The sequence below is a fragment of the Marinomonas sp. ATLA20 genome (assembly GCF_057180105.1).
In genome coordinates this window covers 34,163-59,768 of record NZ_JBXUKU010000012.1, presented here as the reverse complement: position 1 = coordinate 59,768, position 25,606 = coordinate 34,163, and the positions used below count along the sequence as shown (strand labels likewise).

Sequence of the window (25,606 nt, the reverse complement as noted above, 5' to 3'; positions counted from 1 at the left end):
TTAAATTAAAAATTATGCGTTAATTTGCCTTAAATGATTGTCCCAGTGTACGTTAGGATGTTTTTTGATCACTTTGCTGACGTTTTGGACAGGATTGCTTTTTAGCTGAGAGCCTATGCCGCTTGTTAATAAAAACTCATAGGCGTTATCTGTCGCAACAAGACCACAAACATCTCGGCAATTTTCAACGCCAAGAAAGGTTTTTGAACTCACGTGCCAGTAGGCAACTAAGCCGCCTCTTGGGGTGCTGATGGCAAGTATTTCACCTGAACTATCGAAGCAAACGCTGCCGCAATATTGCTTAAAGCGGACTCGCACTTCTTCCGGAATCGGCAGATATTCAAGCTCTGCTTGATCAAGACGAGATATAGCAACCAATGGCACTTGGTCCCACATCTCACCTTGATATTGAAAACCTAAAGCAACGGTTCCTTGTTGGTTAACGTCAAGATGTCGAATGCTCAACTGATGTAAATCAGCGCTATTGGCGGACTGATTTAAAACAGTACCATCTTGCAGATTTAGATAAGTAACATTAGGTTTCATGGTATCTAGATTTAAGATTTTTCGATCTTCATCTGGGTGCGTCATTAGTCCGCCATTGGCAATAATCAGCACTTGGTCATTTAAAAGTACGGACTCGTGAGGGCCAATTCCGTTACTGCTAAAAGAATGAAGTACCTGACCGCTTGGCCAATCGCGCACAAATATTTTGCCTTGTCCTGTCGGATAATGGTTTTCTTGGGTAATTAAGCGCTTACCATCAGAAGTAAATAGGGCATGACCATAAAAATGATGGTCTTTACTTGGCTTGATGCGAGTAATTTTTTGATGAGTGGATACATCAAAGAAATCCATAAAGAAGCCAGGTCTTCGCGCAACAATACCAACAATGCTCTGGCTCGGGTGGATAACAGGAGCATGGGCTCTATCTAGCAGCTGAGTACTCCAAGCAATATCGCCATTTTCTTTGAACAGGCCAAAAAAATGTTCTTTCTTATTTAAAGAATACGCAGAGGCATAGAGCTTCTTGCCGGAATGTTGTTGGGTTAATGTTGCCCATGATGGCGTACTAACGACTGCACCGCTCAAGGCACTCATCGCAAGGAAAGACCGTCTTGTCAGCATCTTAGGTTAGTCTCCGTCTCTGCTGTTAAAACCAATCTGGAAACCTAGTTGAGTGACCATGCTTGATAAATAAGATTGGCTGTTAGAGATAGATTTCACGAGTGGTTTTGCCAGTGAGATGCGTTCTTCTTGCGTATGGTTTGCATGGAAGAAGTCTCTTGGCAATTGAAGCGCCAACTTTATGTTCTGAGTGAGCTGTTCATCAAACTGATCCGCGAGGACCGGGTTGGTTTGCTTTGCTAGATCATATAGAGATGGTGAGCCTACATGATAAATTTCACGGTAAGACTGCAGATTTTTTTGAATAGATCTTAATGAAAGATCACTTCGATAAAACTCGGCAAGTTTTAGGTTTTCGCGACTGTTATAACCAATAGGTGTTTCGAGCTTGGCGTCTTTGACGGCCGACATATGCTCGATCCATTGCTGCAAAAATAACTCCAAGGCGACTTTTTCGGAATCAAAGCCAGTACCTTCTTCATCGAATACCCAGTCTTGTGCCTTTCCATCTTGCCATTGTTTGGCAACCGCAGTAGCACTTTCTAAATGATGAGTGGCCACTTTTTCAAGTAATCGGCAATGCTCCGCAGATCTTGTTGGCTCAAAATCAGGGTGGTACAGCAAGCTTTCAATCGCCGTTAAACCTCTTACTGCAATACTGGCTGATGTCCAAAACTTCGGTGCATCCATAGCTGCAGGATCACCTTGTGCTAATGCTCTAAGCTGGCGTTGAGTAACGCCTTTTTTGTCGGGCCAATATTCAAAAGCGTAATAGCGCATAAAGTAAGTGACGGGGCCAAAATTGAGCCATTGTACCTGTTGCCAATCCAAAGCGTTGGCCTGAAAAGCCTCTTGTGCGTCATTAAGCTTTGCTTTAGAAGGGGAAGCGCAGAGCTCTTCTGTGCGAATTTGTAATGTCTTTGACGATTCTGTGTAGGCCTCGTAGCCTTGCTTGACGACATTGGTAACGATGCCATCAAGTGGGCCTTGCCACTGACCAGCAGACGCTAGTAACGGTGTGGACGCGCTAATGGCTATGGCAATTAGTTTTGGAAAATATTTCATTACAGCGACTCCAAAAAATAGATGAGTTTTTCACGTTGTTCTTTATTTAGATTTTTGTAATATTCTTTGCTCTGATTCGCTTCTCCACCATGCCAAAGAATGGCCTCTTCGATGGTTTGAGCTCGGCCATCGTGTAGAAAACTCACACGGCCTGACACTTTTTCTGATAGACCAATTCCCCATAAAGGCGCTGTTCGCCACTCGCTTGGGCTTGCGGAAAAGCTTGGAAATCCACCTGCGAGCTCAGGCCCCATATCGTGCAACAACATATCGGTAAAAGGGTAGAAAGTGCGATTATTTAAAACGGCAAATTCTGAGCTATTTCCTGTTTCCATCTTTGGGGTATGACAGCTTGCACAGCGGCCATTATCAAAAAAGCGTTTGCCCTCTAAAAATGTTTTATTGGTTAGATTGCGCATTGCAGGAGGGGAAGACAATGATACAAAAAGGTCAACGAGTCTAGTTTGCTGTTTATCAACTTCTAAATTGTCTAAATGTGAGCTATTGCCATTTGGGCTTTGCATGCAATCGCGTTGGAATTCAGTGCAATCACCTGATGGTTTTGGATTGAGAGGGGTAGATAATCCCAAATCCGAATTAAACGCTGACTGATTTTGGGCACTAACGCTTGTGGCTGTTGCTTTGTAGCCAAAACGGCCAATAACTTTTTCTTTGTCACTCAGCACCCAGCTTACGCGGCCACTAATGCCGTCGTTGTTTTTATCATCTGGATCGGCGCCAGATATAATGAGTTTGTCCGGAATATTATCTAATAACCCCATACCAACTAAGGCGGGTGATACCAGCATGGTAAAGCCAGTGCTGTCTTCGAAGTCGCCATAGTTCAGTATGGTCCAATGAAGGTTCGGCTTTCTAAGTATAACCTCAGTACCATCGTTTAGTGTTTCTGTGTGTGTGCTGTAAGTGAGGTAATAATCGCCTTCAGGCAAAATGCCAGGCGAACTTTGGCCTTGAAATTGATGTCCGTAGCGTTTGTCACCAACAGGAGAAAAGATTTTATTCGTTTGGATGTTGGAAGCAGGATAAGACTTTCCAAGCTTAATTAAAAAAGAAGGTACGGATGTGCCGTTGATATTTGCTTCTGGAGCATGGCCGCGACCACTATTCAAATGGCAGTTGTTGCATGAGCGAGTGTTGAATAGTGGGCCTAAGCCATCGCTAGCGGTAGTCGAAGATGGGGCTGGAACCCACAACTTTTGAAAAACATTTTTACCAATATGGAAGTCTAGTTTGTCTTCAACCGTAATACTGGCAAGAGGTGTGGAATAATCACTGGCAATAGCTGTGTTCTGGAAACAAAAAAAGCTGGCGTAAACGCCAGCTACTAAAAAAATACCATTTTTTAAATTTGCAGTCATAAATAGACAAATACCATTAACTGACTAAATGACACATCTTCCATGGCATCTCATTCGTTTATTTTATAGTGGAGCAGTTAAATCTGCTCTCTATTGAAATACGGCGCTTGGATTGTCCAAACTATCAGACCCTTCTAGAGCAATGCCTTCAAGGTTTAGTTCATGAATAACGTCTTCCGTAGAGCGGGTTTCATTAACCAAGGAATCTACAAAAGTTTGCACGAGCTGATTGCCTTTAGTGTTATTCATGGCGATTAAAACATCAAACGTTTGACCTTTTGCTGCCGCATCGACCATTGCTTGAGCAGCGGCTTCGGTTTGATTAAGGTTTTGTTTCATTTCCTTATCTAGCTGTGGGTTTTGTTTAGCCACCAAGTTAGATAAAGATGCGCCTTTAACCCAGCTACCATCGACACGTTTGTATTCACCTAGGTAAGCATTTTTGATGCCTTTAGCATCATAGTAATGTGACCAATGGGTATTGTCTGAGAAACAATCATGTTCTTCTTCTGGATCGTGTAGCATCAAACCAAGTTTGGTTCTTTCGCCACCCAATTCACCGTATGCCAAACTGCCCATGCCGGTCAGAATAGTAGAAAGACCTTGCTCTGGTGATTGCTCTAATAATGCAACACGAGCTGCGCCGCCTTGCTTCCAATTGTTCGCCATTTCTTCTAGGTCAGAAATAAGCAAATCAGTAGCCGCTACCAAGTAGTCACGACGACGATCGCAGTTACCATTTGTGCAGTTGTTAAGATCGAAATCGGTAGCAGGGCGTTCGCCAGCACCTGGGTTTGTACCGTTTAGATCTTGACCCCATAGCAAAAATTCAATGGCATGATAACCACTGGCAACGTTTGCTTCTACGCCATCAGCTTCTTGAAGGCTGTCGGCAATCAATTCAGGCGTAATGTCAGTTGTATCTACTTTTACACCACCAATTGTTAAGCTTTTAGAAGCGATAACATTTGCAGCATAAAGAGGATTTAGATCAGATTCTGTACCGTAGCTGTCTACCGCTACATAATCGATCAAGCCTTCGTCTAGTGGCCAAGCATTAACTTTACCTTCCCATTCATCCACAATTGGATTACCGAAGCGATACACTTCGCTTTGCTGATAAGGAACGCGAGCGGCAACCCAAGCAGTTCGAGCGGCTTTTAAGTTTGCTTCTGTTGGATTAGCTAAAAAAGTATCAATAGAGGAGCGAAGCGCTTTGGCTGTTTGTAAAGAGTCACCGTAAACAGCTTCTGCAATATCAGCATAGTGAACGACAACGGAATTCGCTGTGACTGCTGTAGATTCTTGTTTTACGTTTGCTGGTCCGCAAGCGGTAAGCATCGCACCGGTAACGCAAATGGCGATGGGGGTTAACAATCGTTTCATGTCTGAAGCTCCAATATTATTTTGTGCAAGTATAATATTGGAAATGAAAACGATTATCAATGAGTAAGTTTGCACATTTTTTACATGAATAGTGCGGAGGTGTTAATTGCCGCACTGGTATTGAAAAGTATTGCCTGTCGTTTTTTGTAGATCGTATTCACAGGCTTTGTCTCTTAAAAGGCTCTGCCCCTCCCAAGAAACACTCATGCTAATAGGTGATTTGTTCTTATAGCTAGGAATAAATCGATAAGCCGCCACCACATCAATACTACTATTTGCTCCCAACTGAACAGATTGCCCAATGAGTCGCTGACGAGTTTCTGTGTTGTACAAAGTGTAATCTGTTGTGTATTCCTGATCACCATTCTCGTGAGAGAAGTTTAACCAAATTTTACGGTAAGTTTGCGGCTCAGATGTCGGGTTAGTAAAGCGTAATTTAGTATAGATAATTTGAGAGCGAGATAAGCTCGTCTGTGCATTTTGACTTACTTTTAGATACGAAGTGTTTGATTCCTGCCAAGGCATGTTCGTACCAAAAGAAGCATCAACAATCTGAATCGTTTCTTTTGCAAAGTGCGCTTCTGCAAATTGAAGCAGATCCTTTGCTGGCGCGTACAAAGCCAAGGCAATAACACCCAGAAGTGCCACTTTATGAATTGTATGAGTAGGGCTTAATAGCTTGATCATATCCACATCCTTAAAATATCTTTACTGTTTATTTATACAGTACTGTATATCCAAACAGTAAATTTGTATAGCGTCTTTTTCAAAAATAGTTTGCAATTCTCAAAAAAATTCTTGATTTTGATCTAGATGGGATTTTTTGAATATTTAAAAAATAATGTTTGATTTTATTTACTTGATTGAATTTAAAGGGGATTTTAATGATTCCCACAGCCTTCTTAACGGTTTCTGTGGACAAGATTTCTTTGTTCTTTTTTTGTCGGCAGATGATAGAAAACTCACCGTATTCGATGGTAATAAATGTGTCAGACACTATAATGCAGCCACAAATGAGTAATGAGGTTGGTTGTGGATAACGTTGATGTGATCGTAATTGGTGCCGGAGCGTCTGGTTTAATGTGTGCAGCAACAGCTGGCTACCGTGGGAAAAAAGTAGTGGTGTTGGATCACGCAAACAAAGCAGGTAAAAAGATTCTTATGTCCGGTGGTGGGCGTTGTAACTTCACCAACATGGATGCGGCACCTAAGCATTTTTTATCTGACAACCCCCACTTTTGCATTTCTGCACTACGTCGCTTTTCATCTCAAGACTTTGTTGATCTCGTGGATCGCCATGGTCTGGATTATGTAGAGAAAACACCGGGACAATTATTTTGTGAACATTCCGCAAAAGATCTACTTGATATATTGCTGACAGAGCTTGAATGGTCTGGTGCAGAGCTAAAGTTAAACACAAAAATTCATAATATTGATTTTCAAGACGGACAGACCGTTGTCAAAACTAATCAAGGAGACTTTGCTTGTGAATCTCTTGTGGTTGCCACAGGTGGTTTATCAATTCCTACCATGGGCGCGACAGGTTTTGGTTACGATATAGCCAAGCAAGTTGGACATGATATTTTATCGACACGTGCTAGCTTGGTACCTATTACTGTACAGCCAGATCGTAAAGCACAATTTTCTGAGCTATCAGGTATTGCCTGTGAAATATCCGCAACGGCAAATGGCGTCACTTTCCAAGAGCCAATGTTGTTTACTCACCGTGGCGTGAGCGGTCCATCCATATTACAAATCACCAATTTCTGGCAACCAGGTGAAGCCCTTAGCATTAATATCGCTCCGACCTTGTCGTTAGTCGACTTACTTGATGTTCGCCAAAGTACTCCGAAAAAGAGCTACGAGGGTTTCTTGTCTAATGTTTTGCCAAAGCGATTGGTAGAGCTAATAAAAGCCGAATTCCCTTGGTTGACTGAACGCAGCGCACAAACCTCGAACGAACAGGTCGACAGTTTGTTCAATTATCTCGCGAACTTTGACATCGCACCGAATGGAACAGAAGGCTATCGCACCGCGGAAGTTACCCTTGGTGGTGTTAACACCAACGAAGTGTCTTCGAAAACTTTTGAATCACAAAAACAAAAAGGTCTCTACTTTATAGGTGAAGTCCTAGACGTGACTGGCTGGCTTGGCGGCTATAATTTCCAATGGGCCTGGGCGAGTGGCTTTTGTGCTGGGCAGTATGTTTGATGGTTTACCGATATATAACTTAATTTATTGAACTTATTGTTGTGCCATTGCGTACAGTTAAGAAAGGCTGTGAGGGTGGTTATGATGCGATGGTTTATGTTGTTGATGTTATGTGTTTGGCCGTTAGTCAGCTGGGCAGATGCGACCGCTTGGCAGGCATGGCGTGATGGAAAGGCGGTTTTTATCATGCGACATGCTTTAGCTCCTGGTGGCGGTGATCCCAGTGGGTTTGCTTTAGAGGATTGCAGTACTCAACGCAACCTCAATGATATAGGACGAAAACAGTCCGTCGCTTGGGGGGAATATATTCGAAGCCAACATAGCGGCCCGGTTCAGGTTTATAGCAGTCAATGGTGTCGTTGCTTAGAAACGGCGCAGCTGATGTCGCTGGGTGAGGTGGAATCATTGCCAATACTGAACTCATTTTTTGCAGGCCAAGGAGATAGGGTTGCTCAAACAGAAGGTGTACTGCGGATGTTTTCCCATGAGTCTGTGGGTAAACCCACTATATTGGTCACGCACCAAGTGAATTTCACCGCCTTAACACAAATCTACCCAAGTTCTGGTGAAGCCGCCATTCTTGCACTGCCTCTCACGATGCCAGTGAAAATTTTGGCTCGCATTGAGCCAAGATAAATGTGATGGACGACTGTGGCAGCGGGCGCTACTTTATGATTTTATAAACCGCGGCAATGTCTTCTTCCGCAAAGCCAGCTTTTATGGCTTGTTTGAACGCTTCATTGGCAATCGTGGCGGTTGGCACAGGTTGCTCTAGTTGATCGTCTAGGGCGACAGCAAGGTGCGTGTCCTTTTGCATATGCTTAAGCTGATTGAAAGCTGCTGACCACTGCAAGAAACCAACTCTGCTCGTTATATTACGATAGCTGCTTGGTCGACTTTGTTGTTTTTAATTCATCTAGTCCTGCTTGAAATGTCATCATTGGACGATAGCTTAAGTCTTGTTTAGCTTTGGTAATATCTAGGGTAACCTCTACAGCGCTTGTGGCGTATTCTTGGAAAGTAACAGGAAGTGGACTGCTTTTTGGGGCTAGACGACGGCGTAAGCTGTCTAACTTTGCAATTACGAGAGGGATAAAAGCAGGGATGTTTTTATCTGGCACAGTTAGCCCGTGCGCTTCGATTATGCCGGAAATGGTCTCTCGGAATGGTCTATCATCGCCATCGCTAATGAAATAGATTGCCTTAGGGGCGCCGTAATAGAGAGAGGCTTCAATTGCATTGCATAAGTTAGCAATGTGTGTCGTTGACGAGAGATAGTGTCCGCCGCCGATCCAGGCAAAAGTTTGATTTTCAATAGCCTTTAGTATTTGTGGCATGGCTGTTGTATCGTCGCGACCCCAGACAAAGCGAGGTCTCAGCACAATAACAGTGAAAGTGTCACAATTCGCATTCAACACTATCTTTTCTGCTAGTTGCTTGGTGTGTGAGTAGTCTCCTACACTTTTTTTGGGATATGAGGCGTCTTCCGATACATTTTTTATAGGCTTGCCTGTCAGTAGTACTGAATCAGTGCTGATATGAATGAACCGCTTCACTCCAGCTGCCTTTGCGGCTTTGAGCAGTTGGGCTGTACCATCGACATTAGTTTTAAATTGGTTTTTGGAAAGGTTCTTGTGGTCTGTATCCGCGGCTGTATGAATTACGATGTCGCAGTCTTTTAGGTCGTTCCTTAGTGTGTGACTAAGTAAATCCCCATATACGAATGTTAATTGGGTGTCTTTAAGGATTTTGGTTTTTTCTTTGTCTCGTGAAAGACCAACGATCTCATGAGACTGAGCTAAGTGCCTAGCAACATTCCGTCCAACATAACCTGTAACGCCTGATATAAAAATTTTCATAGAGAACCTATATTAACTTGTAGTTTAACATGTGAACATATTTTGTTATTTTGTTCACAAGAGGTAACTTAACAGGTTAACGCTTGATGTCAATGTGTTTTTCAGACATGCTTTCGTGTCTACAGAAGATGGATAGAATTTAACGTAATGATTCTCAGAGAAGCGCAAAAACTCATTTTGAAATATGGGTACCCTAAAGTGACCATGACAGACATTGCCAATGCCTGTCAGATCTCTCGAACCACTCTTTATAAATCATACCCAAATAAAGAGTCGATTGTCGTAGGGCTAATTAATGAATCACTAGAGCATAATATTCGTGAGACAGAAGGGTTAGCTTTGTCTGATCTATCGTTTCGTGGAAAGCTTGAACGTTTTTTTGATGTTTGGACGCTTCAGCCAGCAGCTTCAGTGATAGAGTTGGATACAGGGCGAGATATTTTACAAAATGTATCTTCTTATGCGCCTGACGCAGTTAATAATCACTATGAAATTTTTCAGGCTATGCTTGCTGAGTTAATCAGGGGTGTTCTGCCAACGGATTCTAGTTTGGATGCTCAAGATTTAGCTTACATTTTTTCAGTTACTTCTCGTGGAATTAAGGCTGATGCACAAACTTTAGAAACATTAACAAATCAAATTGACCTATTAATCGATATTATAATTAAAACGGTCAAACCTGTTTTTTTAAATATGACTTGAAGCGAAGGTAAATGCCGAACGGCTTAATTTAATAACTCTCTTAATGGAATGTTGTTTTGTATGGTGTTGTCGATTGCTGCTGAATTTTAAGATTTCACTTTTCTCAAAAAATGCTCACGTAAGGACGCGGCTTACAGGCCAAGAAAGCTCATATTCCAATTTTATGGAGCGATGAATTTAGATAGCACACTGAGAAGAGAGAAAAGGAAAGAAGGTAGAGGAGTACTCCATTACCTTCTTAAATGTTACTGCAATCACTACTTTATTACTTTATAAACTGCGGCAATGTCTTCCTCTGCAAAGCCTGCTTTTATCGCTTGCTTAAAGGCTTCATTAGCAATAGCGGCGTTTGGCAAAGGCTGCTCAAGTTGATCGCCTAGGGCGACGGCAAGGCGCATGTCCTTTTGCATGTGCTTAAGCGGAAAGCTGGTGGTGTAGTCTTCCTTTAGCAGCATGGCGCCTTTGCCTTTAAACATAGGGTTCGCCATGGCGCCCGCATCAACGATGTCTAAAATCTGCTGACCGTCTAAACCGGCTTTTTGTCCTAAAGACATGCCTTCACTGAAAATGCTTAGCATGCCGCCCATCATCATATTTACGACGAGCTTCATGTTTGCGCCTTGGCCGACTTCACCGAGGTAGGGTGACATTTTACCCATCACCTCAAACGCACTTTTTGCGTCGTCATAAAGCGATTGATCGCCCGCAGCAAGAATGATTAACGTGCCGTCTTCAGCGGGCTTTTTCGTACCTGAAACAGGCGCTTCTAAAAAGCGTCCGCCTGCTTGAGAAATTAAATCGGCAATGGCTTTTGAGGTTGTGTCGTCAACCGTCGACATATCAACGTAACCACGACCAGCGCCAATGCCTGCCGCGACGCTATCAGGGCCTTGGCAAAGCGCTAACGCCGCTTCAGGGTCAGACACCATGGCGAAGGTAATATCGCAACTTGCGGCTACGTCTTTTGGTGTTGCGCCTTGGCGAGCGCCTAGAGATACTAACTCAGCACATTTTACTGGGTTACGATTCCAAACGGTTACGTCAAATCCCGCTTTTACTAAATTTTCAGCCATGGCTTTCCCCATGATGCCTAAACCTAAAAATCCAACACTGTTCATAAAATGCTCTCTTATTTGGTGTTATTTCCATCAGTGTAACAAATAGAAAAAGTTATCGTCTGCAAATAATGGTGATACGTAAATCACGGTATTGTTGTGATTGGCGTGAGCGAAGGCGACCGCTAGATCATTGTGGCTTGCCTATGATCCGCTACCAGTTCCATAACCCAGTCAATAAAGCATTCGGCACTGTATTGGTTGGCATTTTTGGTTCGAGTTAAGAAGAAGGCGTTGTTTTTACATTCAACAGGAGGCGTGAGGGCGATTAAGCTGCCTTCGGCGATTAAGTCTTCCACATGCCAATCCCAAGCAAGGGCAATGCCTAAGCCATTTTGAGCAGCATGAACGACGGCGATTTGGTCTTCCATCTGAATTTCGTTTAATGGTTCTTGGTAATCTATTCCTGAGTGAGCGGCCCATGTTTGCCAGTTTTCCCAGAAGTCGGGGGCATCTTTGAGACCAAGTAAGGGTTGTTGCCAGATATTTTTCAAATCGTGGCACTCGGGACGCTTTTCTAGAAAGCCTGGGCTGCACACTAATAGCATTCGTTCGTTAAACAACAAAAAATTGTTTTTATAAGAGGTTTTTAATGATGAGTAATAAAACGCCACATCGTATGCGTCGCTGTTTACTTCGCTCATGTTACGCTCATTATTGATGCTTATATTAAGCATGATATCTGGGTATTTATCGCGAAAACTATCTAAATGCGGAATGAGCCAGAAGTGGCTGAAGCACGCGCCAATTTCTAAATTAAGCGGCAGAGGAGATACTTTATCATCCATTTTTTGCGATGCTTCTGCCAAGGCAGCTAGAGTTTGTCTAACCGTTTCTAAATAATTTTGTCCCTTTTTTGTCAGTTCCAAACCAGTTTTTTTACGAATAAATAATTTGGTATTCAGAAAACTTTCAAGCTGTTTGATTTGTTTGCTGACCGCCGTCGGAGAAACGCACAGCTCATTAGCAGCACTGGTTAACGTGCCAAGGCGAGCCGATGCTTCAAACAAAATAAGGCTGTTTAGAGAGGGAATTGTTCGGTTATTGATCGGCATGTAACTATCTATCCTGAACTTTTAGTTCATATGAGGCTAACAAAATAGCGTTTTACTTACAATTTCAGCTTCCTAAGATAAATAGACACTACAAATAGAACGAAAGGACGTTATGCAAAACATCAAACACATTCATCACGCCATGTTGCCATTACCAGATGGTACTAAGCTCGCCTATCGCGCGTGGCTACCAAGCGATGCTGATGATAAACCGGTTCCCGCGATTTTGGAGTTCTTGCCGTATCGTAAAAATGACGGCACGATTGTCCGCGACGAAATCACTATGGCGCAAACGGCCGCACAAGGTTATGCCTGTATTCGAGTTGACCTTCGAGGTTGCGGCGAATCAGAAGGTCACACAAGCGACGAATATACCGAGCAAGAGCTACAAGACGGTTTCGATATTATCGCTTGGCTGGCAGAGCAGCCTTGGTGCAGTGGCAGTGTTGGCATGGTAGGAATTTCGTGGGGTGGATTTAACTCACTGCAAGTCGCCGCACTGAATCCGCCAGCATTAAAAGCCATCATTACCCAATGTTCTACCGACGACCGTTACGCCACAGATGTGCACTACATGGGTGGCTGTTTATTGAACGATAATCTCGATTGGGCATCATTTTTTTGGGCCTACGCTCAAGGCCGCGCGCCAGATGCTAAGTTGGTTGGCGATGGTTGGAAAGAGCAATGGCTGGATCGTTTAAACCAAATGCCATTTTTAGCGAAGCCTTGGTTAACTGAACAAGTACGAAATGACTACTGGAAGCATGGTTCTGTATGTGAAAACTACAGCGATATTAAGATTCCCGTTTATGCCATGAGTGGTTGGGCAGACAATTATCGCAATACGGTTTTTAGCTTACTCGAAAACTTAGACGTACCTCGAAAAGGTTTAGTGGGTCCTTGGGCGCATAAATACCCCAATATAGCCTATCCAAATCCTAAAATGGATTACGTAAAAGAGTCTGTTCGCTGGTGGGATCGTTGGTTAAAATGCATTAAAAATGGCATCGACGATGAGCCAGAATTAACCTACTACATGCAAGACAGTGTGCGCCCTCAATCAGATTATGAGCACCGTGCTGGGCAATGGATTTCGGAGCCTGTTTGGCCATCACCGCAAACCGAATGGAAAACCTTGTTTCCATCGAATGGGCAGTTACTCGATACAAAACACGATAATGCCGTAACTCAGCAGATTTGCTCGCCACAAACAGTGGGGTTAAATGGTGGTCGTTTGTGTGTCGGGATTCGTTTAGAAATGGAGCAACCAGCCGATCAACGTGCTGATGATGCGGGTTCATTATGTTTCGATACTTTACCTCTTGAAGAAGATTTGGCGATTGCAGGCCAAGTGATGGCGAATTTAGCGATTCGTAGTGACAAGCCAACAGCAAACCTTGCTGTACGAGTCTGTGATGTGCATCCCGATGGCGCAGTCACACGTATCAGTGTGGGCGTGTTGAACCTAACTCATAGAGACAGCCACGAGTTTGTCGAGCCGTTGAATCCAGGTGAGCTTTACCATGTTGCCATTCCGGTTAACCATGTGGCCTATAAAGTGCCAGCAGGGCACAGATTGCGTATCTCCGTTTCGACAGCCTGTTGGCCGTTAATTTGGCCATCTCCAGATCATGCCACGATTACACTTGAGTCTGCTTTAAGTCGTATTGAAGTGCCTTATAGAACGAGCTTGGTGACAGAAGTTCAGCCACCTCTATTAGAGGAACCTGTTGCGATCGATGGTGAAACTCTTCGCCCAACGAACAGTGAGCGAGTGGTGCATCAGGATTGCAAAACGGGCTTGGTGACGTTAAAAACCCACGATGATTTCGGCCGCCAATATTACAACTCTTGCGAAAGCATGATTGATATGTCCATGAGTCAGTGGCAGACCATCCATCCTGACGATCCGCTCACGGCAGAATCCAAGCTGATATTTGACTTAACTATGGGGAGAGAAGGCTGGTGGACAGGCTTAAAGGGCGTCTATCACATGCGCTGTGATCATGATTATTTTTATGTCACCAGTACGTGGCAAGCCTTCCATGATGATGAGCTGATTTTCAGCAAAGAGTTCGAGGAAACCATCAAACGAACAGGCGTTTAGTCGATGATCTCTATTAGGATACTAATTTATGTTTAAATCACTACGACCTTTGGTCTTTTTTCCAACCTTTATCATATTGGTTGGTGCGTTAATTTTCAGTTTGGTGGACTTGGCGCTTTTTACTCAATACACCAAAATAGCCAATAATTTTGTCTTATCGCATTTTTCTTGGCTGTTCAGCTTGGGCAGTTTCTATCTGCTGGTGCTGATTGCTATTACCTACTTTTCCAAATTGGGAAATGTCAGAATCGGTGGCGAACATGCCACGCCAAAACTCAAAAAATCTCGTTGGTTTATGATTGTATTATGTACAACTCTGGCCGTGGGAGTGTTGTTTTGGACCACGGCTGAACCACTGTATCATTTGCATTCTCCACCAGAAAGCTGGGGTATTGAGAGCAATAGTCCGAACGCTGTGTTGTTTGCTTTCTCGGCGATGTTTTTGCACTGGGGGCCAACGCCTTATTCTATTTACGCCGTTCCAGCGTTAATTTTTGCCTTGGTGTTCCATAATTTAAAACTGCCATATTCTATCAGTAGTTCATTACGCCCCGTTTTTGGCAAATACGTGACTGGTCGTATGGGCGATGTGATTGATGCGCTGGCGTTGTATTCGTTGGTGGTTGGTATGGCGTCATCGTTAGGTACTGGCGCGTTAACTCTTCTGGGTGGTGTGAGTCAGTATTTACCGGTTGAGCGTAATGCGCTGACTCTGGGTATTATTATCGGCGTGATTGTGCTGACCTTTGTATTGTCTGCGGCACGTGGCTTGATCAAAGGCATCGCGCGTCTATCTATGATCAACTTTTGGTTATTGATTGGTTTGTTTGTTTTCACTCTGATCTTTGGGCCAACTCTGTATATGCTTGGCATTGGCGTGGAAGGCTTTGGCGCTTTCTTGCAAAACTTCTTCCGTCTCAGCTTATTTACTGGGCAAGCGGCCAGTGATCCATGGCCGCAGTGGTGGAGCGTGTTCTACTGGGCAGTTTGGTTCGCTTGGGCACCCATTACCGCGATGTTCCTAGGTAAGATTGCCCGTGGTTACACAGTGCGTGAGTTTATCCAAGTGAACGTTATTTTCCCTAGCTTGTTTGTGCTGTTATGGATTTCTGTGTTCTCGGGGGCGGCCATCTTTATGGATCAAACCAGCAACGGCGGCCTGTATGCCATATTAAACGATGGTGGCATTGAGCAATTGCTTTACCATATTTTTGGTGAGTTACCGCTTGGCTCAATAACGTCATTGATTTTGGTATTTATTGCGTTTATCTCTTATGTAACAGCAGCCGATTCCAGTACCGACGCCATTGGTGATTTGTGTGTGAAAAACTTCAATGCCGACTCACAAGAAGGAACGGGATTGCCAATTAAAGTGTTATGGGGAACCATCATAGGTTTGGTCGCTTGGATTATGGTCAGCACCGTCGGCGTGGCTGGCGTTAAGTCCTTATCGAACCTTGGCGGCTTACCCGCCACATTGATTATCCTTTGTTGTAGTTTTACCTTGGTTAAATGGATCAAGAATCCCGCGTTATTAAAAGGTTAACTAGATAACTTCACCTCAGTAAACAAAATGGCTTAGCACTTTCGCTAGGCCATTTTTAGTTCCCTAGCTACTTAATTTGCATCATATTAAATTTTGTGTAGAGTAAAGACATGCGTTTCATAAACGCCCCTGGATCAGCAGACAGGGCATAACTGAGCTGGCAAATTGACGATACTCAACATCAAGGAGCCTGCTATGTCTGCGACACAGCCAAATAATATTTATCAACAAGACCTTAAAAAGCCACTTAACTCTTCATCTAAACGTATTTGGATTAAACAACCCCTTGCGTGCTTTACGGCCAATGAACTTGATGCACGTGGTGGTATTGTTATTGAAAATACCCAAATTAAAGAAGTGCTGGCATTGGATCAATTACCAGCGAATCCAGTGGATGAGGTGATCGACGCCAGTGAGCTGGTTATCTTGCCCGGGCTAATTAACACCCACCATCATTTTTATCAAACCCTCACTCGCGCTTGGGGACCGGTTGTTAGCGAACCTTTATTTCCTTGGCTCAAAACACTTTATCCAGTATGGGCGCGACTTACGCCAGAGGCGCTGTCATTGGCGTCACAAGTTGCCATGGCGGAGTTACTTTTGTCGGGTTGTACCACAGCGGCAGACCACCATTACCTTTTCCCAACGGGCATGGAAGACGCGATAGATGTGCAAGTTGATGTGGTTAAACAACTTGGCATGCGGGCCATGTTGACCAGAGGATCAATGAGTTTAGGGGAAAAAGAAGGCGGCTTACCGCCGCAGCACACAGTGCAAAGTGGTGATGTCATATTGGCCGACAGTCAGCGTTTAATTAAGCAATACCATGAGCGAGGCGAGGGCGCGCAGATTCAAATCGCACTGGCACCGTGTTCTCCTTTTTCCGTTACTCGAGAGATAATGGCGGACAGCGCATTATTAGCGCAACAGGAAGACGTGCGTTTACACACTCATTTAGCCGAAACATTGGACGAAGAAGACTTTTGCCTAAAGACCTTTGGGTTACGCACCGTGGATTATTTGGACAGCGTCGGTTGGTTGACCGACAGAACTTGGTTGGCTCACGGCATTCATTTTAACGAGCAAGAGATCAAACGGCTGGGAGCAGCAGGCGTAGGGGTTTGTCATTGTCCTGTCTCTAATATGCGCTTGGCCTCTGGAATATGCTCTACGTTAGACCTCAGTGCAGCAGGTGCTCCTATTGGTCTTGGCGTGGATGGCTCTGCGTCCAACGACGCTTCAAATATGATGTACGAAGCCAGACAAGCACTTTACCTCCAGCGCCTGAAATACGGCGCTGAAAACATCACCCCAGAGCGAGTGCTTGGCTGGGCAACCAAAGGCTCAGCGACCCTATTAGGGCGTAACGATATTGGCGAAATTGCCCCAGGTAAACAGGCTGATATCGCCTTTTATAAGCTAGACGAACTGAGGTTTTCGGGGAGTCACGACCCAATCGCCGCGTTATTACTATGCGGTGCTGAAAAAGCCGAACATGTCATGATAGCCGGGCAATGGCGAGTCAAAGAAGGGCAAATCATTGGCCTAGACTTACCAGCCTTAATAGAAAAACATAAAGCCTGCGCCAAACAACTGGTTGCGGGTTAGCGATCTTGATCGAAAATTAGCTTCCTATGATACCAAGCTGAAAGCATTGTCATTCAGCTCTATGATAACAATACTGACCAATTTAGGATTGGTCAGTATTGTTTCTTGCTTTCACGACAGCACCATTTACTCAAACGCAGCTATCTGTCCCAGTGATCAGATCATCCTACATCAATTATGTGACCGCTCGTTTTTTACGTTCCGACAGCCAGATTCCTGCCAGTACCATGGCCAAGGCGATCGCATGGTAAACATGGAATGTTTCGTGCAGCAGTAGCACCGCTAAAATGGGGCCGAAAATCGGTACAAAATTGATAAACACCCCAGCCCTAGCCGGGCCGATCAATTCTACCCCACGCATAAAAAACACCTGCGAGATTAACGAAGGAAAGAATGAAATATACAGCACAATCAGCCAACCTTTCGGTGTGGGCCAGTAGGCTGCGCCAGTAGCGACTTCATAGGCCAAAGCCGGCAGCGCTGTGATGGCACCAATACAAGACAAAACAGTAAAAAACACCATGGCGGAGACATCGGGTTTACTGCGCAGGGCCAAGGTGTAGATGCCATAACAAATACAGGCGATCAATATTAAGCCGTCCCCAGGGTTAATGGACAATTCTAACAGCGTACTCAGGTGACCCCGAGTAGCCACTAGCGTCACTCCCAATAAGGTGAAAATAATGCCAGTGGCTTGCAAAAGATGGACCTTTTCCCGAAACAGTAACATGGCGCCGAGCAGTACCAGTACAGGGACACTGCCTTGAATGATTCCGATATTAATGGCGGTGGTTTGATAGGCTGCAATATAAAACAGGGAGTTAAAACAGGTGAAACCGAGAGTCGCCATCAGCACCATTTTCAATAAATGAGGACGCAGCAGGTGCCATTCCTGACGTACCTGACGGCCATAAAAGAACAACATCACGCTACTCACAATCAACCAGCGTAGAGACACCACGGATAAGGGTGAGACCTGACCAATCGCCAAACGGCCCGCAATGGTATTTCCGCCCCAAAACAGAGTGCATAAAATCAGTAATATATAGGCATTGGAGTGAATACGAGTAGTGAAGAAGCTCAACAAAGCGGTCATTATCAATCCTTAAAACGGTAGAGCGGATCCCAGATTTTCTTGGTGTACAAGCATACTCATGCAAGCTTAGGGAAGAAGGTAGCAATCTCAACTTTTTCTATGTCATTGGAGTCAAACAGCTGCTTGGCTTTTTGCTTACTGATTTTTTCCTCTGTTTTCGCGAGTTCTATTTGGTCAGTGATATTGAGTTTGTTTTCCAATAGCATGTTACATGCCCTCTGTTTTTGCTAAGTCTTCTGGTTGGAAGTATTTTCTAATTCTGGTCGAAAATTCTTCTTCTATCTTTTTGAGTCTATGTTTTTGATCTTTAAAGTATGTTCGTTACGATTACGGATATTGTATCGTAACATGAGCTTGGTGAGATCATTTCTCATGATTAAAACCAGAATGTTAATAACCCAATCTCCAAACGAAAAAAAGCCAGTCATTCATCATGACTGGCTTTTAGGGGATTCTATTAACTAAGCGCTTAGTTTCTGTTGTTTAGCGCGGTGCTGGCATTTTTGTCCACGCTGTAGATTGTCCAGCGTTCGTTGGCAAATTGTTGTTTTGCAAAGACTTCTGCAACGACTCGACGGTTTAGCTTACGCCCGCTTTCTGTGTCGTTGTCAGCGATAGGACGGGTTTCACCATAGCCAATGCCTTTTACTCTATCAGCTTTAATTCTAAAGCTGTCTATGAGTACATCTGCAATCGCAGTTGCTCGTCGTTGAGATAAGTCGCGGTTTAGTTCTGCAGAACCTTGGCTATCTGTATGTCCTTCAATAACCACTGTACTTTTAGGGTGGTCTTGTAAGAATCTTGCCAGATCTTTTAGTTCTGAGTAAAAGCGCGATTTGATGTCTGCTTTACCGCTATCAAATAGAACGTTTAATTCTACCGATAATAATTTTGTACTTTGGTTGGTGCAGCCGTCGTTGTCTACCGCTGCACCTTCCGGAGTATTAGGGCAAAGGTCGCGAGCATCAATAACACCATCTCTATCTGCATCAGCCAGGCGTGACTGTACATTGGAGGCGTACAAGCTTTCTGCTGCTGCGAGCTGTCCACAAAGCAGTAGTGTTCCTGTTAATGTGATGGTTTTAATGAGTGTCTTCATGACCCTATTGCTACCTTTAAGTTTTTCGATTCTGTTAGCTTAAGAAATACTTGCCCAGATAACTATTGGATATTTGTATCTTTGTTTAATTATTTTGGGCTTTTGTAAACTTATGTAACTACCAGCTACCTGTGTTTTCCATAGAAGCCCATGGCTCAGCACTTTCAAGAGATCCATCTTTTTGTAACAATTCAATGGAAATGCCGTTCGGGTCTTTAATAAAAGCCATATGACCATCGCGCGGTGGTCGTAAAATAGTCACGCCCATGGATTGTAGCTTTTCACACACTTGGTAAATATTGTCGACTTCAAAGGCTAGGTGGCCGAATTGGTCGCCGCCAGTGTAGGCGCGATCGCTCCAGTTATGGGTCAGCTCAACTTCTGGTGCGCCTTTTTCTGTGGCGTAGTAGATAAGTGAGAATTGTCCTTTCTCACTGTCCATACGTCTGGTCTGGATGAGTCCTAGACCTTCTGTATAGAATGTATGACTTTCCTCTGGCTTATCTGTTCTTATCATGGCGTGTAGGTATTTAATGGACATGATAACTCCCTAATTTTGTTAAAAATGTGGGAGCATTATTGCAGTATCAGCCCAGTAATTCAAAGTCATAGAGAGAAGACTCTTTTTATCTTCTTATTCTTCCCAAACCCAGCGAAGGGGGTCACCAAAGTCATCGTAGATGATTTTTTTCTTAGGTCGCTTCTTAGGAGGTGTTACTGGTGGGGATTTGCTGTGTTTTCGTTGTTGAATAGCAGCAACAACGTGATTTAATGGGGTACGATCTTGTTTTGGCTCGTTAAAGCCTATGTGGCTCGTGTTATACTTGCCATCAACTAAACCGGATTCACCCATGTCGACTTGCTGGATCGTTCCGTTTTTCTTGATAAATTGATCTACCAGAGACTCAAGTTCTTCGCGTGTGTCTCTTTTGGTGGTTTTGGGTTTTATCATGGCGTTTTGGTTTCGGGTTGTCCTTTAGTGAGTCGATGGGTTAAAAAATGATCGTAATCATCCATATTAAACGTAAGAGGTAGCTGGTGTCTATTAGCAACTTAATTGTGCATGAGATTCAAAAGCATGAAGGCGAGCGTAAGGCGATACTTATTGCACGTCCCAATGAAAACCCTGTTGATGGGCAAGCCGAAGCATTGTCTGCTCAGGTGACGAATCTATTTAATCGTTCTGGTATGAATACTGGACGTTTTGTAAATCCTCAGGGAAGTGAAGAGGGCGCACAATTACCCGCTTTGCTGTTTAAGCATTTTAAGAACGATACTTTTGTCGATTTTGCAGGATTTACTAAAGACTGTGCGGCAGAATACTTAAAGTATTTAGAGCCTGTTGAAGAAGCGGAAGGTGGCTTGTTGTGGTTTAACCATTACGAACTTCACGATACGCATTTCTTGTACATAGTGATGCTGAAACGCAAAAAAGGCATTGGCCTTGGTGCGGATCTGAGTTTGTCGCAAATCGAACAAATTGAGATGGAAAAACTTCATATGTCGCTGCGTATCAATTTGACTGCGTGGCAAGCGGGCGATGAAGGTCGCTATATTTCTTTTCGTTTTGGTCGAGCGCCTAAATTTGAGAGTGAATACTTTACTCAGTTTATTGGTTGTGATGAACCGAAGGTCGCGGCAAAAGAAACGCGCAAGCTGGTGGATTTGACTGCGGCGTTTTGTCAGTCTGAAGGTTTGCCTTCTAAGCAGGCGAATGAATTTAAGAAAGTGGTTTCTGAGCATTGTCAGGCGAAAGCGCAAGACCGCGAGCCGTTGGCGATTAAAGAGATTGCTTCTCAGGTTGAGTCTCGATTCTCTGTTGAGCAGGCAAATAAGTTTTTAGAAATCGCCGATTCTGATAGCTTCAAGATGGAGAAAGAAATCTTCGTTGAAAAAGCCGCGCTGAAAAAGTTGACGCGCTTGTCTGGTAGTTCACGTGCTTTGACGATCAGTTTTGATAGTGAACTCTTGGCAGAGTCTGTTGTGTTTGATGCAGACTCTGGCACATTGACGATTAAAGATTTGCCGAAGAGCCTGCTGAAACAGTTGCAGTCTATGTCTAACTAAGAGACAACACGACCTGTTTGAGATGAACGGGTAGAAAGCTTGTTATAGACCTAACAGACCTTCTAGTTCTTTCATGGATTTAAAGCACTCAGTCGCGCCTGCGGCTGTTTGCATTTTTTCATCAAGTGTTTCGCTAAAGGCGAGTACTCGCATTCCGGCTGCTCGTCCGGCGGTTATTCCTGCGACTGAATCTTCTATTACCAAGCAATCTTCTGGTTCCACATTGAGTGCTTTCGCTGCTTTCAAGTAAAGGTCTGGTGCTGGCTTGCCATTTTCTACGTCATCGACACAAAAACGCGTAGAAAAACGTTCTGCTAGCTGGATTTTTGTTAGCTTGAAATCCATTTCTTTACGACGTGCATTGGTCGCCATGGCAATTGGAGTTTTGATTTTACTGAGTAGATCTCGCACGCCTTTTATTGGCTCTAAATCTGCTTCGATGACGTTGTGAAAGCGTTGTCTGTAATCTTCATCGAAGTTCTCTGGGAGTGGTTTACCGAGTAGTTTCTCTGCGTTGATTAGGTTTTCTTGGTTGGTGAATCCGGTAAATTTTGCGTGCAGGGTCTCGTCGTCGAGTTCGAGGCCACATTCATTTAGCATAGATTTTAAAATAGTATTGGATATGTTTTCAGTGTCGACAATAACGCCATCGCAATCAAAGATTATTGCTTTGTAAGAGTAAGTCATAAAAGAAGATGTTTTGTTGTGAATGAGTATTGATGATAGCGAATTTGGAGGGGGTTAAGGAAGGGAGGGGTTTTATTATTTTTCTCCCCTTTAAAAGATCTATTTACGATACACTGTCACCCAATTATTATGGGCTTATTATTGTGAAGCTTAGTTGCTTGCTTGACCAAGTTGCTGAGGACGAGCGCTTGCTTTTTTGATGGCTTTTACAGAGTTCTTGAAAAAAGCAACAACAGCTTTGATGCGAAGAGCGCGTCTTTCACGGCGAGCCTGATCTTCAACAGAAGTGTCAGCGTAGCCCCATTTTGCTAGTAATGCTTCGTATTGTTCTTGAGAGTCCATAGTATTCTCCTGATGTGCGAATTAAGAAATGTTGTTTTATTACAACAATGCTAATACTAGTTAAGCTTGACTGAATGGACAAACGATCCTTTTTCACTCTATAGGTTAGTTTTTTTCATCATACTAAAGTCTACTAAACCAGAACACATTTAAGGAAATCTCCTTGTACCAATCGTTAGAACAGTTTTCAAAGAGTTGGATTTTTAAACGTAATGATCCAAAAGTCGAAACGGAAGATCTACAAGACATTCGCTTGTTGAGTGAGTTGCGTGCCAGTCAAATTTGGCGAGACTATATTAGTGATGAGCAAATACACCCAGATCACTTTACTGATCGTGATTGGTTGAAGAAAATCAGCGCTCAAGCCCCTGACGGTAAGCTACAATGGGAAAAAGCATGGGATAGCGAACAGCCATCATTGCCAGATGATGTGTTAGCGCATTTTTCTGCTTGGGGAGAAGATACTACGGTGTTTTTCTGCTGCCATAATGAGCTGGTTTTTGAACTTAGCTGGGGTGTGTTTAAGCGCACTTGGAAAGCGTTTTTGTTTTTAGATAATGGACCTGTTCTAGTGGGAAAGAAGAAAAAACAAGCGGCGCAGTTTCATTCCAACGGTTGGGTGAATTTGTTGTTTAGAGAGTCTTAATAGACGAAGTAATGGTATTTCGTTGTTTTAGTTAGCTTTCTATTTATGTAACTTTCTTTCACAAAGACTCGTTGTTACCGCGCTTTCGGCTTATCAAGCAATGTTTGTTGAACGCTTGGTAATAGCTTAGCAACTCTTGGCTTTGTTCGGGGTGATCAAGCGTATCTAGTAGCATGGCGGTCACTTCAGCGGTGGCGAACTGCATTTGATGGCTTGAATGTCTAACAAGAAAAGAGCGCTGGGCTTCACTGTTAATTTCAAAGTGAGGGATATCTTTAAGCCACTCACTTTGGTGAAACATTTTACTTGCCTGTTTCCATGTCCCATCTAAGATAATAAAGGTGTGTTTTTCATTGCCTTTATCGCTTGGTGGGGCGGCCATTCTTAGTAGTCTATTCTTGGCTTGTGCGGTTTCTGTGTTTGGGAACAATATCGTGCAGTTTCCTTGTCTGCTATTTATATGATCCAGTAAGGATTTATGTGGTTCGGTTCTGCTCCATAGGTAGGCTTGGGTATCGTTTGGAAATAAATCAGCGATGAGCCGGCCGCTATTGGTGGGTTTATGAATTTCATCGCGATGAAAAAGCAGAATAAATTCAATTGGCGAGACAAGGTTTTTTCTTAGGTGGCAAAAGCAGGCGAATTCAGCCATTAGGCAACTCGTACATCGAACGGCATTTGATCCCCTTGCTATGAAGGGTCTCATTGAGTTTGTTTTGCATTGCTCTCGTAATATATCGACACAATGTCTGTTCGGTATCGCCTTCATTTATTTTGCACTCTATTTTTTAACGGCGCAATTATCGGCTTTTTGTATTAAATGTCTAGTGGCAACATGACGCGTATTTTTTTGTTTGGCATGGCATTTTGGAGGAGTGAAATCGAGAGTTAGAAATAGAGTTAAATGTTTCAATTTGTTAACAAAAAGTGCCTTCTTTCAGGTGTTTTGCGGAAAAGTTTACACAAAATATGCAAATACAAAGGAATGCGTCGAAACAAGCCAGTTGCTTCTGTTCGTTATCATCAAGTCGCGATATGGTGTGAGATATTATTTTTTCGCTATGAGTTGTCTATGAGTCGTTATATCTCTCCGGTTTTATACCTTCTTCTCATGTTGGTTGGTTGTATTGCATTTATATCTATTGCCGGTGTTCGAGTTGGGATTTTTGAACCAATTACAGGCTTTTCTATGCTCCGTAAGAGTGTATTAGCTTCTTTGGTTTTGTCTTTGCTTGCTGCTGTGTCGCTAGGTGTTTGCTGGAAAGAAAGAAATATAGCGTGTCAGAGATTCTTCTTTTTGGTTCTAATTGTGTCTTTGGTCTACAGCTTAATGTGGATTGGTTTTTATCTACAACGCGCCAATTTGCCTGACATAAACGACATTACAACCGATACAAATATCCCTCCTGCTTTTCTCAATGCTAACTTCATCCGTAAATCTCAAGAAAATGATCTGAGCTATAATCGTGATTGGGCTCCTATTCAGCGTAAATATTATCCTGAAGTTGAGCCTTTGTTTTCTGAGAAAAGCAAAGAGGTTGTTTACTCTCAAATAGAAAAACTTGTTGAGGATAGAGGCTGGGATGTGTTGGCAACGTACTCTGGTGCCGGCATTATTGAGGCAACCGCTCGTACGCCGATTTTTGGCTTTCGTGATGATGTGATAATTCGTATCACACAGGTGGAGTCCGATAAAATTCGAGTTGATATGCGCTCTTGTTCAAGGGTGGGTAGTGGTGATTTTGGTGTAAATGCAGAACGTATTGTGTCTTTTATGTCGGATCTTTCAGAGTCCCTCGCTCGATCGTCTATGCCGAATCTAAGTTCAATGCGTTAATGTTCTACGCGTTAAATTATGCTCGTTTTCGAAAATTAGACAGGCTAGACTCTCCTGATATCTTACTTAGGGGAATGTTAAGGTGAGTCTTCGTCAGCAGCAAAAAGCCAATACTCGATCTAAAATCAAAACCATTGCCAAGCAAGCTTTTTTAACGCAAGGTATTGAGGCAACCAGTACTCGCTACTTAAGTGACAAAGCTGGCATCGCCGTTGGAACCTTGTTTGTACACTTTCCGGATAAACTTTCCCTAGTAAAAGATATCTTTTTTGATGAGATGGATGTGGCGCTTCGCGCGGCTGTTGCTTCTCAAAAAGCCAGCTCTTCGCCAATTGATTACCTTTTGCAGATGGCTCAAGTCTTATTTGACTTTTACGATGAATACGCTGAATTTACTCGGCAAGTATTGCTAGATAGCTTGGCGAAGGGTGGGTTTCATACCAATCAAATGGCGGTTATTTCAGAAGGTATCGTTAAGCGCTTTAAGCAAGTGGGTGTGGACGATAAAACCGCCGGTATTTTTGCGGAAAATATGATTGCTAACTATTGGTTTGTTTTGCTGACAGGGGTGCCAAAAGGTGTTTTGGGTGCGGCTGCAATCGACCACTTGAAACGAATGAATCTGCCGTTTGAAATGTCTTATCGTAATGCGTTAAAAGCCAAGGGTTAAT

The 25,606-nt window shown here is 43.5% G+C and carries 27 protein-coding genes; 10 read left to right on the top strand and 17 right to left on the bottom strand.

Features of this window, described 5'->3' with window-relative positions; translation table 11 throughout:
• Positions 1-12 precede the first annotated feature (12 nt).
• The 5 genes from AC2A4J_RS17135 to AC2A4J_RS17115 all read right to left on the bottom strand — a co-directional run bounded on the left by AC2A4J_RS17135 (position 13) and on the right by AC2A4J_RS17115 (position 5,645).
• Positions 13-1,128: a DUF1513 domain-containing protein gene (locus tag AC2A4J_RS17135; RefSeq protein ID WP_484176882.1), complete on the bottom strand. Its 1,116-nt coding sequence runs from the start codon at positions 1,126-1,128 to the stop codon at positions 13-15.
• A 6-nt stretch (positions 1,129-1,134) separates the two neighbouring features.
• Positions 1,135-2,193, bottom strand: a complete 1,059-nt coding sequence (locus tag AC2A4J_RS17130) for an imelysin family protein (protein WP_484176881.1) — start codon at positions 2,191-2,193, stop codon at positions 1,135-1,137.
• Positions 2,193-3,572, bottom strand: coding sequence for a di-heme oxidoreductase family protein (locus AC2A4J_RS17125; RefSeq protein ID WP_484176880.1), 1,380 nt, complete (start codon positions 3,570-3,572; stop codon positions 2,193-2,195). The genes AC2A4J_RS17130 and AC2A4J_RS17125 overlap by 1 nt, the downstream gene beginning before the upstream one ends.
• A gap of 90 nt (positions 3,573-3,662) precedes the next feature.
• Positions 3,663-4,913 (bottom strand): imelysin family protein, encoded by a 1,251-nt coding sequence (locus tag AC2A4J_RS17120; RefSeq protein ID WP_484176879.1) that lies wholly within the window; start codon positions 4,911-4,913, stop codon positions 3,663-3,665.
• Positions 4,914-5,060: 147 nt separating this feature from the next.
• Entirely contained in the window at positions 5,061-5,645 is a 585-nt protein-coding gene (locus tag AC2A4J_RS17115; protein ID WP_484176878.1) for a hypothetical protein, read from the bottom strand.
• A 333-nt stretch (positions 5,646-5,978) separates the two neighbouring features.
• Here AC2A4J_RS17115 and AC2A4J_RS17110 point away from each other — a divergent pair, with 333 nt between their 5' ends.
• Entirely contained in the window at positions 5,979-7,169 is a 1,191-nt protein-coding gene (locus AC2A4J_RS17110; RefSeq protein WP_484176877.1) for a BaiN/RdsA family NAD(P)/FAD-dependent oxidoreductase, read from the top strand.
• Positions 7,170-7,253: 84 nt separating this feature from the next.
• On the top strand, positions 7,254-7,805 hold the full coding sequence (locus AC2A4J_RS17105) for a histidine phosphatase family protein (protein WP_484176876.1): 552 nt from the start codon (positions 7,254-7,256) through the stop codon (positions 7,803-7,805).
• 28 nt (positions 7,806-7,833) lie between these two features.
• On the opposite strand, the gene AC2A4J_RS17100 is transcribed toward AC2A4J_RS17105, so the two are convergent.
• Both AC2A4J_RS17100 and AC2A4J_RS17095 read right to left on the bottom strand, forming a co-directional pair.
• A complete protein-coding gene (locus tag AC2A4J_RS17100) occupies positions 7,834-7,986 on the bottom strand; it encodes an NAD(P)-binding domain-containing protein (protein ID WP_255824969.1) in 153 nt (50 codons plus the stop codon).
• A gap of 58 nt (positions 7,987-8,044) precedes the next feature.
• Positions 8,045-9,028 (bottom strand): NAD-dependent epimerase/dehydratase family protein, encoded by a 984-nt coding sequence (locus AC2A4J_RS17095; protein WP_255824968.1) that lies wholly within the window; start codon positions 9,026-9,028, stop codon positions 8,045-8,047.
• Positions 9,029-9,175: 147 nt separating this feature from the next.
• On the opposite strand from AC2A4J_RS17095, the gene AC2A4J_RS17090 reads away from it, so the two are divergent.
• Positions 9,176-9,730, top strand: a complete 555-nt coding sequence (locus AC2A4J_RS17090; RefSeq protein ID WP_255824966.1) for a TetR/AcrR family transcriptional regulator — start codon at positions 9,176-9,178, stop codon at positions 9,728-9,730.
• A 257-nt stretch (positions 9,731-9,987) separates the two neighbouring features.
• Here AC2A4J_RS17090 and AC2A4J_RS17085 read toward each other — a convergent pair whose 3' ends face one another.
• Complete coding sequence (locus tag AC2A4J_RS17085) at positions 9,988-10,848, bottom strand: NAD(P)-dependent oxidoreductase (RefSeq protein ID WP_484176875.1); 861 nt, start codon at positions 10,846-10,848, stop codon at positions 9,988-9,990.
• A 122-nt stretch (positions 10,849-10,970) separates the two neighbouring features.
• Positions 10,971-11,900, bottom strand: a complete 930-nt coding sequence (locus AC2A4J_RS17080; RefSeq protein WP_484176874.1) for a LysR substrate-binding domain-containing protein — start codon at positions 11,898-11,900, stop codon at positions 10,971-10,973.
• A 112-nt stretch (positions 11,901-12,012) separates the two neighbouring features.
• On the opposite strand from AC2A4J_RS17080, the gene AC2A4J_RS17075 reads away from it, so the two are divergent.
• The 3 genes from AC2A4J_RS17075 (at position 12,013) to AC2A4J_RS17065 (ending at position 17,161) form a co-directional block, all read left to right on the top strand.
• Positions 12,013-14,007, top strand: coding sequence for a CocE/NonD family hydrolase (locus AC2A4J_RS17075; protein WP_484176873.1), 1,995 nt, complete (start codon positions 12,013-12,015; stop codon positions 14,005-14,007).
• Positions 14,008-14,035: 28 nt separating this feature from the next.
• Positions 14,036-15,553 (top strand): BCCT family transporter, encoded by a 1,518-nt coding sequence (locus AC2A4J_RS17070; protein WP_484176872.1) that lies wholly within the window; start codon positions 14,036-14,038, stop codon positions 15,551-15,553.
• 195 nt (positions 15,554-15,748) lie between these two features.
• Complete coding sequence (locus AC2A4J_RS17065; RefSeq protein WP_484176871.1) at positions 15,749-17,161, top strand: 8-oxoguanine deaminase; 1,413 nt, start codon at positions 15,749-15,751, stop codon at positions 17,159-17,161.
• A gap of 175 nt (positions 17,162-17,336) precedes the next feature.
• On the opposite strand, the gene AC2A4J_RS17060 is transcribed toward AC2A4J_RS17065, so the two are convergent.
• From AC2A4J_RS17060 to AC2A4J_RS17040, 5 genes are all read right to left on the bottom strand, one after another.
• Entirely contained in the window at positions 17,337-18,257 is a 921-nt protein-coding gene (locus tag AC2A4J_RS17060) for a DMT family transporter (RefSeq protein WP_484176870.1), read from the bottom strand.
• A 56-nt stretch (positions 18,258-18,313) separates the two neighbouring features.
• Positions 18,314-18,463: a hypothetical protein gene (locus AC2A4J_RS17055; protein ID WP_484176869.1), complete on the bottom strand. Its 150-nt coding sequence runs from the start codon at positions 18,461-18,463 to the stop codon at positions 18,314-18,316.
• Positions 18,464-18,726: 263 nt separating this feature from the next.
• A complete protein-coding gene (locus AC2A4J_RS17050; protein ID WP_484176868.1) occupies positions 18,727-19,356 on the bottom strand; it encodes an OmpA family protein in 630 nt (209 codons plus the stop codon).
• Positions 19,357-19,474: 118 nt separating this feature from the next.
• Entirely contained in the window at positions 19,475-19,897 is a 423-nt protein-coding gene (locus AC2A4J_RS17045; protein ID WP_484176867.1) for a VOC family protein, read from the bottom strand.
• Positions 19,898-19,990: 93 nt separating this feature from the next.
• Entirely contained in the window at positions 19,991-20,308 is a 318-nt protein-coding gene (locus AC2A4J_RS17040) for a hypothetical protein (protein ID WP_255824929.1), read from the bottom strand.
• Positions 20,309-20,394: 86 nt separating this feature from the next.
• Here AC2A4J_RS17040 and AC2A4J_RS17035 point away from each other — a divergent pair, with 86 nt between their 5' ends.
• Positions 20,395-21,423: a nucleoid-associated protein gene (locus tag AC2A4J_RS17035; protein ID WP_255824928.1), complete on the top strand. Its 1,029-nt coding sequence runs from the start codon at positions 20,395-20,397 to the stop codon at positions 21,421-21,423.
• 42 nt (positions 21,424-21,465) lie between these two features.
• Here the strand turns inward: AC2A4J_RS17035 and AC2A4J_RS17030 are convergent, their stop codons facing one another.
• Together AC2A4J_RS17030 and AC2A4J_RS17025 are read right to left on the bottom strand one after the other, a co-directional pair.
• Positions 21,466-22,110: an HAD family hydrolase gene (locus AC2A4J_RS17030; RefSeq protein ID WP_484176866.1), complete on the bottom strand. Its 645-nt coding sequence runs from the start codon at positions 22,108-22,110 to the stop codon at positions 21,466-21,468.
• Positions 22,111-22,260: 150 nt separating this feature from the next.
• Positions 22,261-22,452 (bottom strand): hypothetical protein, encoded by a 192-nt coding sequence (locus tag AC2A4J_RS17025; protein ID WP_484176865.1) that lies wholly within the window; start codon positions 22,450-22,452, stop codon positions 22,261-22,263.
• A 163-nt stretch (positions 22,453-22,615) separates the two neighbouring features.
• On the opposite strand from AC2A4J_RS17025, the gene AC2A4J_RS17020 reads away from it, so the two are divergent.
• Complete coding sequence (locus AC2A4J_RS17020; protein WP_255824925.1) at positions 22,616-23,098, top strand: DUF2947 family protein; 483 nt, start codon at positions 22,616-22,618, stop codon at positions 23,096-23,098.
• 58 nt (positions 23,099-23,156) lie between these two features.
• Here AC2A4J_RS17020 and AC2A4J_RS17015 read toward each other — a convergent pair whose 3' ends face one another.
• A complete protein-coding gene (locus AC2A4J_RS17015; RefSeq protein WP_484176928.1) occupies positions 23,157-23,804 on the bottom strand; it encodes a tRNA-uridine aminocarboxypropyltransferase in 648 nt (215 codons plus the stop codon).
• A gap of 366 nt (positions 23,805-24,170) precedes the next feature.
• Between AC2A4J_RS17015 and AC2A4J_RS17010 the strand changes: the two genes are divergently transcribed.
• Positions 24,171-24,935 (top strand): DUF1499 domain-containing protein, encoded by a 765-nt coding sequence (locus AC2A4J_RS17010; protein ID WP_484176864.1) that lies wholly within the window; start codon positions 24,171-24,173, stop codon positions 24,933-24,935.
• Positions 24,936-25,017: 82 nt separating this feature from the next.
• Positions 25,018-25,605 (top strand): TetR/AcrR family transcriptional regulator, encoded by a 588-nt coding sequence (locus tag AC2A4J_RS17005; RefSeq protein WP_255824841.1) that lies wholly within the window; start codon positions 25,018-25,020, stop codon positions 25,603-25,605.
• Position 25,606: the final 1 nt, after the last annotated feature.